The sequence below is a fragment of the Desulfurella amilsii genome (genome assembly GCF_002119425.1).
In the GTDB taxonomy this organism is placed as follows: domain Bacteria; phylum Campylobacterota_A; class Desulfurellia; order Desulfurellales; family Desulfurellaceae; genus Desulfurella; species Desulfurella amilsii.
Genome location: NZ_MDSU01000018.1, coordinates 19,069 through 34,619 on the forward strand (window position 1 = coordinate 19,069; position 15,551 = coordinate 34,619).

A 15,551-nucleotide genomic window follows, 5' to 3' on the forward strand; every position below is an offset into this window, starting at 1 on the left:
CCCTCCAAACAATGTAGAAGAAGTTTTAACTTCTTCTACATAAATCGATTGATTAAAATTTGTAGCCTACTTGAGCCCAAATACTATGATCTGTGCTATTTTTTTTGTCAAATGTGCTTGAATAGTTAATATTTGCAGATAACTTATTTGATATAAGCGCATCTACTCCTACTTTTACAACTCCCCAGTTTCTAGAATAATCTGGATATTTACTTGTTAGAGCTATAGAAGGCTCGTCTTGAAAATAGCTGTCAAATTCTCCGCCTGCACCGTTTAACTTGGATTTCATTTCTACAGAAACACTTGGAATGATCGTCATAGCCCCTAAACTTGCTTCATAATTAACTTTTAGTCCCACTGTGCCAAGCAATAAAGACAAGTTTTGCCTATCTACTGACATATTTAGTGCAGGATCCCCAGTTAAATCATATGAGTGTATACTAGTGTTTGTTGCGCTAATTCCAATACTTGGTATAAAGCTGAAATTATTCAACTTAAATATGTAACCACCGTTTGCGCTTAAGTTTAAATAGTTGCCTTTTACGCTTGAATTACTAATGCTGCTTATAACGCCTGGGTGTGATATTTTTGTAAAATCAGCTAGGCCGTAGTCAAGTTGAGCATTTAAGAAGAAATTATTGAGTTTATACAAACTGTATAAAGCAAGCTGATAAACATTTGCTTCTAATGTGCCAGCAGAATCATTTAAACTTGCATAGTTGTTTCCGTAACCAATTGATGCTCCAATCAAAAGATTTGGGTTTATCCAATAATCTGCACCTAAGGCAAAGGTGCTTATATTGTAGTTAAACCCTATTGTGGAGTCAGAATCATCTCTCCAACCTGAATTATAATTTCCTGTAATATAGAAGTTAGGTCCACCATTTTGATCGTTTAAATTTGTAATAGCTTGATTAGATGAATTATCTCCAATAAAAGTCTCAATTCTATTGTTAATTAGCGAGCTAAAAGCGTCCGCGTTTGCTTCAATTAGTCTTGCTGGGACAGTTAAAGAATAAAAATTTTTGACTGCGCTTGACACATATTGGGCAATTATGCTGTGTGTATAGGCAGTTGGATGCACGCCATCCCAAAATAAATAATAAGAGTAGTTAGGGTCTCCATTTAGATAGGCTTGCATACCTTCTTCGTTTATATTTACTATGCCGTAGGCTCCTGGATTACTGACCAGTTCCTTAAACAACACTTCACCATTGAGGGTTATAATATTTAGACCCGTTTGATTGTGAACGCTAGAGAGTGCTTGTTGTAAATAAGTATTATAAAGTTGAGTGTATCCAGCTGCTAAAGCTTGAGCCTGAGCTCCCCCTTGTATTGCAGAAGGCGTATCTTGTATCGGTGGAAGAGTCAAAACAACTACTTGTTTTGCCCCAAGCATAGACATTTCAGTTATGCCTTGAGCCACCTGAGGCACTGCGGTTTGCACGGCATTACCAATTAATATACTCATAGCTTTACTTACATCACCGGTTTGCGTGTAAACTGAATTTATTTGACTTAGCATGGTAGGAGAGATTCCAGAATTGATAACGTCTGATAATGTTGATTGGCCGGCTATATATTGTTGAAGAGTTGCCGCTTGATTTGCTGTTACAAAAAAATTATTTGCACCTATCCAGACACCAGCTAAATCGCTTGATTTAAATCTACCACCTGATGCTGCAAATTGTTGAATTTCAGTCAAAAAACTTGGCAACTGGGGAGTAGTAAACAATGGTGCAAAACTACTCCAAGCCGTGTTTTCAAGGTTATTAAATGTTCCAGGTTGTCCGTTTAAACCCTCAGCGCTCAAGGGTCCAGTAAAAGCTCCCCCAACGGAAAAATCGTTTGATGGTATAAAACTAAAGTTTGATACTATAGGGAAATCCTCTGCCCAAACAGGACCATTTGAAAATCTATTGCCTACATATGGCAATGGTGGTAATGGATAACCTGTTAGTTTTGGTATATTACCATTATCACTTAAACTATCCCCAAAAACATACCAATTTCCAAAAGCTTGTGCGTACTTAACATTAGCTAATATTAGAAAAATAAGCAAAAACACTATTAATTTGCTTTTATTTTTCAACATTTTCGTCACCTTTTAAAACACATACGTAACGTTTAAACCATATCCCCAAATGTGCGCTTTAGCATTAATATCTGTAGATTGTTGAGGCAATATACCAGGTATAGCATATGCAGCATTTAAGTTCTGAGAATTAGTTACGTTTCGGTTTCCTGCTGTGGTTGAATAAAACACATCTGTGTCAATTTTCCAGTGTTTAAAGTTTAGACCAACACCACCTGTAAACACATATTTATTAGCATCAGGCCACTGAGCATCAAATGTAGATGATGGAATTGGTGTAGGATCATAATAAAAACCGCCACGCAAAGCTAGCATTTCAATGGGTTTATACTCAATACCAAATTTGATTGTATTTGTATCACTCCAGTTTCTTGGAAAATACTCACTTGATTTAAGTCCAAATAATGGCTGACTAAAGTTTACGGTATACCCGCCAACCACACTCCACCTTGTCCACAGCCAATCAACTTCAAATCGTAACTTATCAGAAGGTTTTATGTTAACACCCAATTGAAACTGATCTGGTGCATCAACATAGGTTGAAGCGCTTAGCTGCTGGTTTAAAATACTTGCAGTAAGTGGGTTTGTGTATTGCACCTGCGCTGTTCCTGTTAGATGTGTGTGAGTCATGCTCCTGTATGTGGCGCCAAGCGTGAGCCAATCTGTAGGCTTATACATTACACCTAAATTCCAAGAAAAATTATGGTCATCAGCCAAGTTTGTTTTTACTGCAGCATTGCTTGTTAAAGGCAAACCAGTTTGGGCGCTTTCTTGTGCAGTTGCAAGCGGCACGCCAAATGCATATCTTTGAACACCGCTTTGTGTTGTACCAATATTTATAGTAGCGCCAACAAAGAGATTATCTGTAATTTTGTACCCAGCGCCAAAGGCAAATACCTCTCTATAATACCACGATTTATAAGAATCATATGAAAGTGGATTTAATGGACTGTTTGTAAAACTAATAGACAACCCATAGGGCACATAAACTCCAAAACCTAATGTGAGTTTTTTACTAACAGGCAAGGCTATGCCAAAATTTGGGATAGTCATTGTTGCGGAATTGTCTGTAAAAGACCCAAAAGATGTACCACCGGGGCTTACTCCAATTGGAGAGTTAGGGTTTGGTGTAGGGTAAACACCAAGAGGTTCTACACTCATACTGTTTACAGTTAAAAATGGTTTTACGTTTTCAAAGCCTAATGTAACTTCTGGCTTGTTTATTTGGGCAAGTCCTGCTGGGTTGTAGTATAAGGCAAACGGGTCATCTGCCCACGCTGCATAAGCACCACCCAAAGAAGTAGCTTTTGCTCCTATTCCGTATGTGTCAACATTGCCAGCAAATGCTCTTGATGACAGCAATAACCCAACTGCTGCAAGGATTGCAACTTTAGATAACCTTTTCATAAAACCCCCTATTAGATAAAATTTTAATTAAACTTATACAAAAAAATTTAATAAAAGTCAATAGTAACTTAATTATTCTAAATTAAACTATATCTTAAAAAATAATATTGACATTTACGTAAAAGATTGGTATATTTTATTAACATTGAAACGGGGAGGGAATTTATGGAGAGTTGGCCTTTTAAGTCGCTGCCAGATATGGTGAGGCAAAATGCGCTTGTCTTTAAAGACAAAATTGCAATAGCGTACAAAAAAGGTAATGGTGTAACAAAATTCACTTATGAAGATTTTTACAGGTTTACTTTGATGGTATCAAGGGGGTTGAGAAAATTAGGCGTAAATACAAAAGACAAAGTTGCAATTTTATCTGAAACTAGGCCTATGTGGTCTTTGGCAGATTTTGGTGTAATGAATTTAGGCGCTGTAGTAGTGCCAATTTACCATACAAACACTCCAGAGCAGGTAGCATACATTATAAATCACTCAGAATCAAAAGTTGTTTTTGTTTCTGACAAGACTCAGTACCTAAAACTGCTTGAAGTAAGAGACCAAATACCTACCGTAGAATTTGTTATAGCCCACGATAGGTTTTTAGGTGACAAAAAACTTCCGCTAATAACATTTTATCAGGTATCAGAAATATCGGAGCCACTCACTCAAAATGAACAAAATGAAATTGAGTCATTTATCAACAGTATAGACATTAGCGACACTTTCACAATAATTTATACATCTGGCACCACTGCTGAACCAAAAGGCGTGGAGCTTACACACAAAAACCTCATATCAAATATCTATTATATTAATAAAAAGGCCAAAGATTTAATCGATTCAAACGATATCTTTCTGACTTTTTTGCCTTTTAGCCATATTTTAGGAAAGGCTGATAGCTATTATTTGCCACTTGCTTATGGTGCTCAAATTGCTTTTGCAGAAAGCATTGAAAAAATTGCAGATAATATTTTGGAGTTTAAACCAACTATTATAGTTACTGTCCCAAGGCTTTTAGAAAAAATTTACTCTAAAATTTTAGATAGCGTTCATCATGCGAGTAATTTTAAAAAAAATCTATTCCATTCAGCGTTAACTGTAGCAAAACAATATGTAGATGCAAAATATGTAAATAAAAATCTCAGCTCAACATTAGAATTTAAATATAAGTTATATGACAAATTAATTTTTTCAAAAGTGCGCGAAAAATTAGGTTTAGTAAATTTTAAAACATTCGTTTCTGGAGGTGCACCTTTGGAAATAGAAGTAAATAAATTTTTTTGGGGACTTGGTATAAAAGTATTAGAGGGTTTTGGTTTAACTGAAACTTCACCCGTAGTGTGCGTAAACACCTTTGACCAAATAAAATTTGGCTCTGTTGGAACGTTAATAAACGAAACACAAGTAAAAGTAGCACCAGATGGTGAGTTGCTATTTAAAGGCCCACAAATCACAAAAGGCTATTACAATGCACCAGACTTAAATAAAGAAGCCTTTGACGAAGAAGGTTTTTTTAAAACTGGTGATATAGGTAAAGTCGATGAAGAGGGTTTTATACACATAACAGACAGGAAAAAAGAACTCATTGTTACAGCAGGTGGCAAAAATATTGCGCCAGCTCCTATTGAAAATGCGCTCAAACTCTCAAAGTATATATCAAATGCGTATGTTTATGGTGATAGAAAGCCGTATTTAGTTGCACTGTTTACAATGAATATTGAGCGAGTATTGGAGTTTGCTAAAGAAAATCACTTGCATTACTTTGATATAGCAGACCTTGCAAAAAATCAAAAGATTCTGGATCTATTTAAATCTGAAGTTGAAGTGGTAAATAAAACACTACCACGCTACGAAACCATAAAAAAGTTTTCCATTTTAGCTAGCGATTTTAGTATAGAAAGCGGTGAGCTAACTCCAACACTAAAACTAAAGAGAAGGATTATTTATAAAAAATATATGGACAAAATAGAATGTTTATACACAGAAGATGGCAGTTGTTTTAGTTGTTAAAAGGAGGTTTTTTTAGATGTATTACAAAAGGAGGTTTTGGAATGAGAGAAATTAATAAAGTCGCCGTCTTAGGCGCAGGTGTTATGGGTTCTACGATTGCTGCTCATCTGGCAAATGCTGGCATAGAAACACTATTACTTGATCTGCCAAGCGATGATGATCCAAACAAAATCGCAAATGTAGGTCTAAGTGCTACCTTAAAAGCAAAACCAGCTGCTTTTTATTTGCCAGAATACTCATCATTTATAAAAGTGGGTAATTTTAGGGATGATTTAGCAAAAGTTAAAGATTATGATTGGGTAATTGAAGTCGTCGTTGAAAGAATGGATATTAAAAAGGCGCTGCTAAACCAACTTATACCGCACTTAAACCCAAATAGTGTTTTTTCAAGTAACACAAGTGGCCTATCAATAAATGAAATGTCTGAAGTTTTGCCAGAAAATTTAAGAAAAAATTTTTTAATTACACACTTTTTTAACCCACCTAGATATATGAGGCTGTTAGAAATTGTACCATCAAAGTATTCTGATCCTCAAATAGTTAAAGAAATGGCAGAATTTATCTCACATAGGCTTGGCAAAGGCATAGTATATGCTAAAGATACGCCAAATTTTGTTGCAAATAGAATTGGTGTATATTCTATATTTAATGGTATAAAGCACATGCTTGAGATGGGCTTGACTGTTGAAGAAGTTGATGCTATAGCAGGACCAGCTACAGCTAGGGCAAAAAGTGCAGCATTTAGAACCTCTGATTTAGTTGGCACAGACACTATGGTGCATGTTGCAAACAATACTTATGATTTGCTTAAAGACGATGACGAGCGAGAAATTTTCAAAGTACCAGAATTTTTAAACTACATGGTAGAAAAAAAATTGCTTGGAAACAAAACAAAACAAGGTTTCTATAAAAGAGAAAAAGTAGATGGTAAAAATGTAAATTACTATTTTGACCACAACAAAAAAGAGTATGTACTTTCTCAAAAACCAAAATTTGCATCAATTGAAATGGGAAAGCAAATTGACGATAAAGTTAAGGCACTAAAAGCATTAATTACAGCTAACGATAAAGCGGCACAATATGCATGGAAAAATATACGTGATACTATCATATATGCAGCAAAACGCATACCAGAGATTGCAGATGATGTAGTTAATATTGACAATGGAATGAAGTGGGGATTTAACTGGGAGCTTGGACCATTTGAGATGCTTGATGCTATCGGCGTTAAGTACTTTGTAGACAGATGCGAGAAAGAGTCAATAAAATTCCCAGAATGGTTAAAAGGTATAGATCGCATATACAAAATCGAAAATGGTAAAAAATATTACTATGATTGCGTTGGCAAAACATACAAAGAATTAGATCTACCAAAAACACAAATTAGCTTAGAATTGCTAAAATCGGCAAACAAAGTTGTAGATAAAAATTCTGGAGCAAGTTTAATAGATTTAGGCGATGGCGTATTTTGTCTTGAATTTCATACAAAGATGAACGCAATTGGCGCTGAAATTGTAACAATGATAAATAAATCACTTGCAAGGGCTCAAAGCGATGGTATTGGTCTTGTCATTGCAAATCAGGGAAAACTATTTTCAGCTGGAGCAAATTTAATGCTCATTGCAAGTCTCATTGCAGAAGGTGATTTTGCACAAGTATCACAGGCTGTAAAAACATTTCAGAAAGCCTCAATGAGTATAAAATATGCAAAAGCGCCAGTTGTTGCCGCACCATTTAATCTAACATTAGGTGGTGGATGCGAAATCAGTTTACACTCAGATGCAATAGTAGCCCACGCAGAAACATACATGGGGCTTGTAGAAGTAGGTGTTGGTCTGATACCAGGTGGTGGTGGTACTAAAGAAATGGCACTTAGGGCAATAGAAGAAGCTGCTCTATACAGCACAGATGCGTCTGCTTTCACGTTTAAAGCATTCCAAAATATTGCCATGGCAAAAGTTTCCATGAGTGCCGATGAACTATTCCAATTAGGCTATTTAAGGCGCGGAGATTCCATAACAATGAATATCGATAATTTGATTTTTGATGCAAAACAAAAGGTCATTGCACTATCTGCAAATTACAGACCGCAAAAACCAAAAGAAAACTTAAGCGCACCAGGAAGAAGCGTTGCTGCAAGCGTAAAAGCACAGTTATGGAATATGAAAATGGGTGGTTATATAACCGAATACGAAGAATATCTAGGCGGACTTATTGCCAATGTAATGACAGGCGGTGATGTGCCAGCAGGTACATTAATATCCGAAGAGTATCTGCTAGATTTAGAACGTGAAGCATTTTTGAAAGCCTGTGGCAACAAAAAAACGCTTGAGCGCATACAGCATATGTTAAAAACCGGCAAACCATTAAGGAATTAAGGAGGAAAATATGAAAAGTGCATATATTTTAACAGCTTATAGAACAGCAGGTTGCAAGGCAAAAAAAGGCAAATTCAAAGACACAAGGCCAGATGATTTAGCTGCAGCTGCCATCAGAGGACTTATTGACAGAACTGGCATTGAAGAAGGCTATATCCAAGATGTAATATTGGGTTGCGCATTCCCAGAAGCAGAGCAGGGTATGAATGTAGCACGTATTGCTGCACATAAAGCGGGCCTTTCTTACGAGATTCCAGCTCAAACCGTTAATAGATTTTGCTCATCTGGGTTGCAGGCAATAGCTACAGCAGCAGAACGTATTATGGCTGGCTTTGCAGATTGCATAATAGCAGGCGGTGTTGAAAGTATGACAATGGTACCAATGGGTGGAAATAAATACAGTGCAAACCCATCTTTAGTGGAAAGTTGGCCTCAAGTTTATGCTGCGATGGGTATAACAGCAGAACTTGTTGCAGAAAAGTTTAATATCTCAAGGGGAGATCAGGATATTTTTGGCTACAATAGCAACATGAAAGCTGCTGCTGCCATAGAAAAATTTAAAAAAGAAATAATTCCAGTAGAGATTGAAAAAGTTTCGATAGTAGACGGCAAACTCAAAAAAGAAAAAGAAATCGTGGATATTGATGATGGTGTGAGATCTGATACTACTCTTGAGGGTTTACAAAAACTAAAACCTGCTTTTAAAGTAAACGGCACTGCAACAGCAGGCAACTCTTCACAAATGACAGATGGTGCTGCAGCTGTATTTGTAGTATCAGAAGATTTTCTTAAAAAAATAAATAAAGAGCCAATGGCCAGGTTTGTGGGATACGGTGTAAAAGGTGTACCGCCAGAAATTATGGGTATTGGACCAACAGCAGCGATACCAGAAGTTTTAAGGTTAACGGGTTTATCATTAAACGATATAGGTCTAATCGAGTTAAATGAAGCTTTTGCTTCGCAATCAATTTACTGCATAAGAAAACTTGGGCTTGATGAGTCAATTGTCAATGTTAATGGTGGTGCAATAGCGCTAGGTCACCCACTTGGCTGTACTGGTGCAAAATTAACCACCACGATTTTGCATGAAATGAATCGTAGAAATAATATAAAATATGGTCTTGTGTCTATGTGCATTGGCGGCGGAATGGGTGCAGCTGGTATTTTTGAAAAAATATAAATTTTAGGAGGATAAAAAATGAAAGGCGGAGAGTTTATTGTAAAAGAAACTGATAAAAACGATGTAACAATACCAGAGGAAATAACTGAAGAACAAAAGCAAATGGCAGAAACAGCTGAATCTTTTGTTGTAAATGAAATTTTGCCAGATATCGATGAAATAGATAAACATAACCTGGATTTGTTAAAAAAACATCTAAAAGAAGCATCTGAGCTAGGTTTTTTGGGCATCTACGCACCAGAGGAGTACGATGGCGTTGATTTAGATACAAAAACCACCGTGGCAATCGCAGACAAAATGGGTGCTGCAGGCTCGTTTGCAGTAGCCTTTGCAGCACATGCTGGTATAGGTAGTTTGCCTTTGATTTACTTTGGTACAAAAGAACAAAAGGATAAATACTTAAGAAAGATTGCAACAGGTGAGTGGATTGCGGCATACTGTCTAACCGAACCAGATGCTGGCACTGATGCTATGAATATTACCACAAACGCAACTCTATCAGAAGATGGTAAATACTACATCCTTAATGGCTCAAAAACTTACATAACAAACGGTGGTATTGCAAATTTATTTACCGTTTTTGCAAAAATCAACAAAACTGATTATGCTGCTTTTTTAATTGAACGCACATTTGAAGGCGTAAGCATTGGTAGAGAAGAAGATAAAATGGGCATAAGAGGTTCATCTACCACACCTGTTATGTTTGACAATGTAAAAGTGCCTGCGGAAAACCTGCTAGGAGAGGTTGGAAAAGGTTACAAAATTGCATTTAGTGTGCTTGATGAGGGAAGGTTTTTGCTTTCTGCTGCTGCAATCGGTGGCGCTAAAATGGCACTTCAAGAAGCAATCAAGTACGGAAACCAAAGAAAACAATTTAAACTTCCAATCACTAAATTTGGTGCTATAAAAGAAAAAACTGCAGATATGATAACAAACATTTTTGCAGGAGAATCACTAAATTACAGACTTGCAGATCTTTATGATAAAGAAATTGCAAAAATTGACCATAATGATCCACAATACTATTTAAAAAAACAAAAGGCGCTTGAAGAGTACAGCATAGAATGCTCGATATCAAAAGTATTTGGAAGTGAAGCGCTTGATTTTGTCGTTGATGAGACCGTCCAAATATTTGGTGGTTATGGCTTTATTAAAGATTATCCTGCAGAAAGGTTTTATAGAGATGCAAGGATTAATAGAATTTTTGAAGGCACAAACGAAATAAACAGACTCCTAGTGCCAGGCATAATGCTTAAAAAAGCAATGAAAAATGAGCTACCACTACAGCAAGGCGCAATGGCCGCATTTGAAGCATTAATTACACCTTCGTTTGATGAAATTGATGAATCAAAAAAATATGCTGCTGAAAAAAACTTAATTAAAAACCTAAAAACATTGTATTTAGCACTAAGTGGCATGGCAGTTCAAAAATATTTAGACAGTATAAAAAAAGAAGAAGAAATATTGTTTGCTCTAGCTGATACAGCAATAAATATTTTTGCACTAGAAAGTGCTGTTTTGAGGGCTGATAAAGCTCAAGACATAGTAAACCCCAATAAATTGCCACTTTACGATGCAGTAATAAAAACTGTAGCTTTTGAGTGTACAAACAACATCGAAGAAGCTGCAAAAAAGGCTGCTTTTTACATTGGTGGTGATGCGCTACAAAGCGTATTAAGCGGAATAAGAAGATTTACAAGGTACGATGCTAACGATTTATTGGAAGCGAAAAGGTTGATAGCAAATATTGCAATTGAACAAGAAAAGTACATATTTTAATTAAAGGGGACTTTTAGTCTCCTTCTTGGAGTTTTTATGTACAATGTTATTTTAAGCGAAAGTCAAAAAAAGATTTTTGAAGAAGCCGGTGAGTTTGTAAAAAGTGTAGACAAAAAACTACTAATAGACATGGATGCGGATTTAATTGAGTACCCAAAACAAGCCGTAAAAAGACTTGGTGAGTTAAACTTGCTTGGCATAAGGTTTGAAAAACAATTAGGTGGAAGGAATTTAAGCTGGCAAGAAGAAGTTGTATTAATAGAAGAAATTGGCATGCTGGGTTCAGCGGTTTCTTGTGCAAGCGTTTTGCCTTCAATTGTAGGTGAGGCTATATCAAAATTTGGAAGCAACTATCAAAAAGAAAAATATCTAAAACCTACATTAAAAGGGGATCTTATTTGTGCAGAAGGTCTAACTGAACCAAGAGGGGGCTCAGATTTTTTTGGTGCAACAACAGTAGCAAAAAAAGACGGCAGCAAATGGGTTTTAAATGGCCAAAAAAGGTTTATTGTGGGCGCAAAAGGTGCCGATTATTTTTTGATTTACGCCAAAACAAATTTTGACAATGATTATAAAAAAAATATGAGCGCATTTTTAGTTGACAAAGAATCTATAAACGTAGAAAATTTATACGAGCTTATGGGCGCAAGAGGTGCTGGTACAGGCAGGATTGTTTTAAAAGATGCAATAGTAAATGAAGAAAATTTGGTTGGCAAAGAAGGCGAAGGATCCAAAATATTTTACCAAATGATGATACCAGAGCGTTTAACTACAGCAGCTGGAGCTTTGGGTATTGCAAAAGCAAGCTTAGAAATTGCGCTTAAATACTCAAAAAATAGAAAAGCGTTTGCTCAGCCCATAAAAAATTTTGAAGCAGTGAGTTTTAAAATTGCGCAATCCAGTGCTCAGCTTGATGCAGCAAGGGCGCTTGCGCACACAGCGGCTAAAGCTGTGGATGAATCTATAGAAGCAAGCATTCAGCGTAGGCTTGTTAGTGAAGCCAAGAGGTTTTCAACACAAAGTGCATGGGAGATTGTTAATAATGCGATGCAGATTATGGGTGGTATTGGCTATACTAATGTTTATCCTATTGAAAGATACCTCAGAGACGCCAGATTGATGATGATATGGACTGGCACAAACGAGATAATGGATTTAATAGTCCAGCACGAATTATACAAAGAGATTGATAAAAAACACATAAAACGAGATATAGAAAATGACGCCAAATCGTCAGACAAAATAGAAGAAAAGGTATTTGAGTAAATGGATAAACATACGCTTGATACGCCTTATCCTGTTGGTCCTGTACACTTCTATACCTGCGAGGTCAAAGGGGATATTATTATGTTTGATACAGGACCTTACACTTTTTTAGCGCTTGACTACGTTAAAAAAAACATAAATTTAAACAAACTAAAATATGTATTTATTACACATACCCACGCAGACCACTATGGTCTTGAAAATTTTCTCTCAAGAAACAGCCAGGCAAAAATATTTATGTCAAAAATAGATCACCTTAAATTTAAAATTTTAGAGGGCCGTATAGAAATTTCAAAAAAAATTCTCATTGAGTGCGGATTTAACGAACACTATATCGAACAAATCAAGCTTATACTTTTAAATTTTGTTAATAGCGTACCAGCACCTATAAATTATAATATATTAGAAGAATCAAAATTTGATGTTGATTTATCTTATTTATCGTGTCCAGGGCACTCAAAAAGCGATATAGTGTACTTGTTTGATGGATATGCAATCACGGGCGATATTTTATTGCATAATATTTTTCAAACACCACTTTTGGATGTTGATTACGATAAAAAAGATCGCTTCAACAATTATGAAGCTTACTGCAATACACTCTTAAAATTATCTCTTTTGGAAAAATACACAATTTTACCAGGCCATAGACAACACACCTCTATAGAAGAAATAGTTAGTTTTTATGTTACAAAAATTATTGAAAGGGCAAGCTTAATTCAAAACTATTCACAAGAATCAATTTTTAATATTATAAAAAAAGCGATTCCGTATGCTTTGAATGATCCATTTACTGCCTACATCAAAGCCTCAGAAATACTCTTTTTTTTAGACTTTTTATCTAAGCCTTACATTTTAAGAGAAAGCTTGGAGAAAATAAACATTATGGATAGACACATTTCAGTTATGTTTGATAGGCTATTTTCAAATAAAGCTTTGTCAAAAAAATTAAATTAAACTTGAAATTAAACTTTTTGCATATATAATACAATTGGTATTTAATATTTGGAGGGTAGTTTTGAATAAAGTATTGTTGGTTATATTTGATGGTTTTGGTGTGAACCAAAATAGAGCTTACAATGCTATTGCCTTAGCAAAAACACCTAATTTAGATTACTATTTTGCCAATAACCCACACACAGTCATCGAGGCTTCAGGTATTGCGTGTGGTCTTCCAGATGGCCAATTTGGTAACTCAGAAGTAGGGCATCTTACACTTGGATCCGGTAGAATATTAAAGCAGGATCTACTTAGAATTTCAGAAGCTTTTGAAAATGGCAGTATAAATGAAAACCCTAAATGGCAAAAAATTATAAAAGAAAATATAAATAAACGCCTTCATCTTATTGGTTTGATTTCTGATGGGGGCGTGCACTCACACATTGAGCATATTATTGCTCTTATTAAATTATTAGTAAAAAACAATATTGAACCAGTTTTACACATGATAACAGACGGCAGAGACACCCCACCAACAAGCGCTCCTCTTTATTTAGATATTTTAGAAAAGCTCTTTAAAAAATTACAAAAAGGCACAATTGCAACCGTTAGCGGTAGGTATTATGCAATGGATAGAGCGCAAAACTATGATAGAGTAGAAAAAGCATACAAAGCTATTGTAAATAATGAAGGAATATCGGCAAAAAATGCTAAAATTGCTATAGAGCAAGCCTACACAAAAGGCGAAACAGACGAATTTATAACGCCTACTTTTATTGGGGATGTTTTGCCTATTCAAAAAGACGAAGCAGTGTTGTTTTTTGATTTTCGAGCCGATAGAATGCGTCAGATTGTAAGTGCTTTTGGTAGTCCAGATTTTAAATATTTTAAACGTGATAATGTTTTTAAAGTGTATTGCATGGTAGAGTACGATGAAAAGTTTGACTTTGATGTATTGTTTAAGCCAAATTTTCCCAAAAATGTATTAGCAGAAGTTATAAGCAAAGCGGGATTCAAACAATTTCACTGTGCAGAAAAAGAAAAGTACGCCCACGTGACTTATTTTTTCAATGGAGGTAAAGAAGAGCCTTTTGATAAAGAAGATAGAATCATAGTGCCCTCACCGAACGTATCCACATACGACTTAGCACCAAAGATGAGCGCTCAAGAAGTAGCAGATCAAACAATTCAAGCTATTAAAAAACATTATGATTTTATTGTGGTAAACTTTGCAAATGGGGACATGGTAGGTCATACTGCCGTGCAGAAAGCTTGTATTGTAGCAGTTGAAACGCTTGATGTTCAGTTTAACCGTTTAGTAAAAACTGCTTTAGACGAAGGCTATAAGATATTGCTTACAGCAGACCATGGCAATTGCGATGAAATGGTAGATCCAATAACAGGAGAGCCTCATACACAACACACAATATACCCTGTGCCATTCTTAATTATCGGCGATAAATCAAGCTTAAGAACGCAAGGCGGCATATGCGACATTGCCCCAACGGTTTTGGATTTATTAAACCTGAAAAAACCTCAGGAAATGACGGGAAAAAGTTTGTTACTAAAACCTACTTATTATGTTTAGGAGGCAAAAATGGATGTAAAGGTTCCACTTGATGTGCCATACGAGAAAAGACAATCATACATTAGAAACTTTAATGTTATGACACATGAAACAGGCAGGTTAGCGCTATTTGCTGGAGATCAAAAAATAGAGCATATGAATGGTGATTTTTTTGGACCAAATATCCCAATAGATGATAGCTCTCCCGAGCATCTTTTTAAAATTGCCCAAAATGCAAAAATTGGTGCTTTTGCTTCTCAAGTTGGCCTTCTTGTTAGATATGGTGTAGATTACCCAAAGATACCATACGTTGTAAAAATTAATTCTAAAACAAATTTAGTAAAAAAAGACTTCAAAGACCCTTTAAGCACAGCTATGGTTGATATTGAGCAAATTGATAGATTAAAAAAGCAATCTGGTTTAAATATTGTTGGTGTCGGCTATACCATTTACACGGGAAGTGAGTTTGAGTACATAATGCTAAGGGAAGCGGCACAAATTATCTTCGAAGCTCACCAGTTAGGCTTGATCGCGATCATTTGGTCTTATCCTAGAGGAAAAAGCGTAATAGATGAGTATGACCCTCACTTAGTAGCAGGCGCTTGCGGTGTAGCTGCGTGCCTAGGTGCTGATTTTGTTAAAGTAAATTTTCCAAAAAAAGAAGGCGTTAATATATTTGAAGCTTTTAAAGAAGCTGTGCTAGCAGCAGGTAGAACGCGTGTAATGTGCGCAGGTGGCTCATCAAAAGAACCAAAAGCATTCTTAGAAGAACTTTACAATCAAGTACATATAAGTGGTGTTCAAGGAGCAGCAACAGGCAGAAATATACATCAAAAACCACTCAAAGAAGCTATTAACTTTGCAAATGCAATATACGCAGTTTTAGTCGAAAATAAAACCGTTGAAGAAACTTACAAAACTTATCAAGAGGGTTAGTCT

General features: G+C 35.8%; 10 protein-coding genes. 8 read left to right on the forward strand and 2 right to left on the reverse strand.

Annotated elements, in window-relative coordinates; genetic code table 11:
• Nucleotides 1–52 precede the first annotated feature (52 nt).
• Both DESAMIL20_RS03570 and DESAMIL20_RS03575 read right to left on the reverse strand, forming a co-directional pair.
• The gene (locus tag DESAMIL20_RS03570) at nt 53–2,095 is read right to left on the reverse strand and encodes an autotransporter domain-containing protein (protein WP_086033448.1); all 2,043 of its coding nucleotides are present in this window, start codon (nt 2,093–2,095) and stop codon (nt 53–55) included.
• Between the two features lie 12 nt (nt 2,096–2,107).
• On the reverse strand, nt 2,108–3,502 hold the full coding sequence (locus DESAMIL20_RS03575) for an OmpP1/FadL family transporter (RefSeq protein WP_086033449.1): 1,395 nt from the start codon (nt 3,500–3,502) through the stop codon (nt 2,108–2,110).
• A 165-nt stretch (nt 3,503–3,667) separates the two neighbouring features.
• On the opposite strand from DESAMIL20_RS03575, the gene DESAMIL20_RS03580 reads away from it, so the two are divergent.
• The 8 genes from DESAMIL20_RS03580 (at nt 3,668) to DESAMIL20_RS03615 (ending at nt 15,548) form a co-directional block, all read left to right on the forward strand.
• Entirely contained in the window at nt 3,668–5,503 is a 1,836-nt protein-coding gene (locus tag DESAMIL20_RS03580; protein ID WP_086033450.1) for an AMP-dependent synthetase/ligase, read from the forward strand.
• 41 nt (nt 5,504–5,544) lie between these two features.
• On the forward strand, nt 5,545–7,881 hold the full coding sequence (locus DESAMIL20_RS03585; protein WP_086033451.1) for a 3-hydroxyacyl-CoA dehydrogenase/enoyl-CoA hydratase family protein: 2,337 nt from the start codon (nt 5,545–5,547) through the stop codon (nt 7,879–7,881).
• Nucleotides 7,882–7,891: 10 nt separating this feature from the next.
• On the forward strand, nt 7,892–9,061 hold the full coding sequence (locus DESAMIL20_RS03590; protein WP_086033452.1) for a thiolase family protein: 1,170 nt from the start codon (nt 7,892–7,894) through the stop codon (nt 9,059–9,061).
• An 18-nt stretch (nt 9,062–9,079) separates the two neighbouring features.
• Nucleotides 9,080–10,840 (forward strand): acyl-CoA dehydrogenase family protein, encoded by a 1,761-nt coding sequence (locus tag DESAMIL20_RS03595; RefSeq protein ID WP_086033453.1) that lies wholly within the window; start codon nt 9,080–9,082, stop codon nt 10,838–10,840.
• Nucleotides 10,841–10,876: 36 nt separating this feature from the next.
• Complete coding sequence (locus DESAMIL20_RS03600) at nt 10,877–12,106, forward strand: acyl-CoA dehydrogenase family protein (protein ID WP_086033454.1); 1,230 nt, start codon at nt 10,877–10,879, stop codon at nt 12,104–12,106.
• Nucleotides 12,107–13,063, forward strand: a complete 957-nt coding sequence (locus DESAMIL20_RS03605) for an MBL fold metallo-hydrolase (protein WP_086033455.1) — start codon at nt 12,107–12,109, stop codon at nt 13,061–13,063. It begins immediately after the preceding gene.
• Between the two features lie 61 nt (nt 13,064–13,124).
• Nucleotides 13,125–14,633, forward strand: a complete 1,509-nt coding sequence (gene gpmI / locus DESAMIL20_RS03610; RefSeq protein WP_204218557.1) for a 2,3-bisphosphoglycerate-independent phosphoglycerate mutase — start codon at nt 13,125–13,127, stop codon at nt 14,631–14,633.
• Nucleotides 14,634–14,642: 9 nt separating this feature from the next.
• Nucleotides 14,643–15,548: a beta/alpha barrel domain-containing protein gene (locus DESAMIL20_RS03615; protein WP_086033456.1), complete on the forward strand. Its 906-nt coding sequence runs from the start codon at nt 14,643–14,645 to the stop codon at nt 15,546–15,548.
• Nucleotides 15,549–15,551 lie beyond the last annotated feature (3 nt).

Bases quoted from the DNA above. Each gene is read 5' to 3' on its own strand.
- DESAMIL20_RS03570 (WP_086033448.1), bottom strand. From the start codon at position 2,095: ATGTTGAAAAATAAAAGCAAATTAATAGTGTTTTTGCTTATTTTTCTA.
- DESAMIL20_RS03575 (WP_086033449.1), bottom strand. From the start codon at position 3,502: ATGAAAAGGTTATCTAAAGTTGCAATCCTTGCAGCAGTTGGGTTATTG.
- DESAMIL20_RS03580 (WP_086033450.1), top strand. From the start codon at position 3,668: ATGGAGAGTTGGCCTTTTAAGTCGCTGCCAGATATGGTGAGGCAAAAT.
- DESAMIL20_RS03585 (WP_086033451.1), top strand. From the start codon at position 5,545: ATGAGAGAAATTAATAAAGTCGCCGTCTTAGGCGCAGGTGTTATGGGT.
- DESAMIL20_RS03590 (WP_086033452.1), top strand. From the start codon at position 7,892: ATGAAAAGTGCATATATTTTAACAGCTTATAGAACAGCAGGTTGCAAG.
- DESAMIL20_RS03595 (WP_086033453.1), top strand. From the start codon at position 9,080: ATGAAAGGCGGAGAGTTTATTGTAAAAGAAACTGATAAAAACGATGTA.
- DESAMIL20_RS03600 (WP_086033454.1), top strand. From the start codon at position 10,877: ATGTACAATGTTATTTTAAGCGAAAGTCAAAAAAAGATTTTTGAAGAA.
- DESAMIL20_RS03605 (WP_086033455.1), top strand. From the start codon at position 12,107: ATGGATAAACATACGCTTGATACGCCTTATCCTGTTGGTCCTGTACAC.
- DESAMIL20_RS03615 (WP_086033456.1), top strand. From the start codon at position 14,643: ATGGATGTAAAGGTTCCACTTGATGTGCCATACGAGAAAAGACAATCA.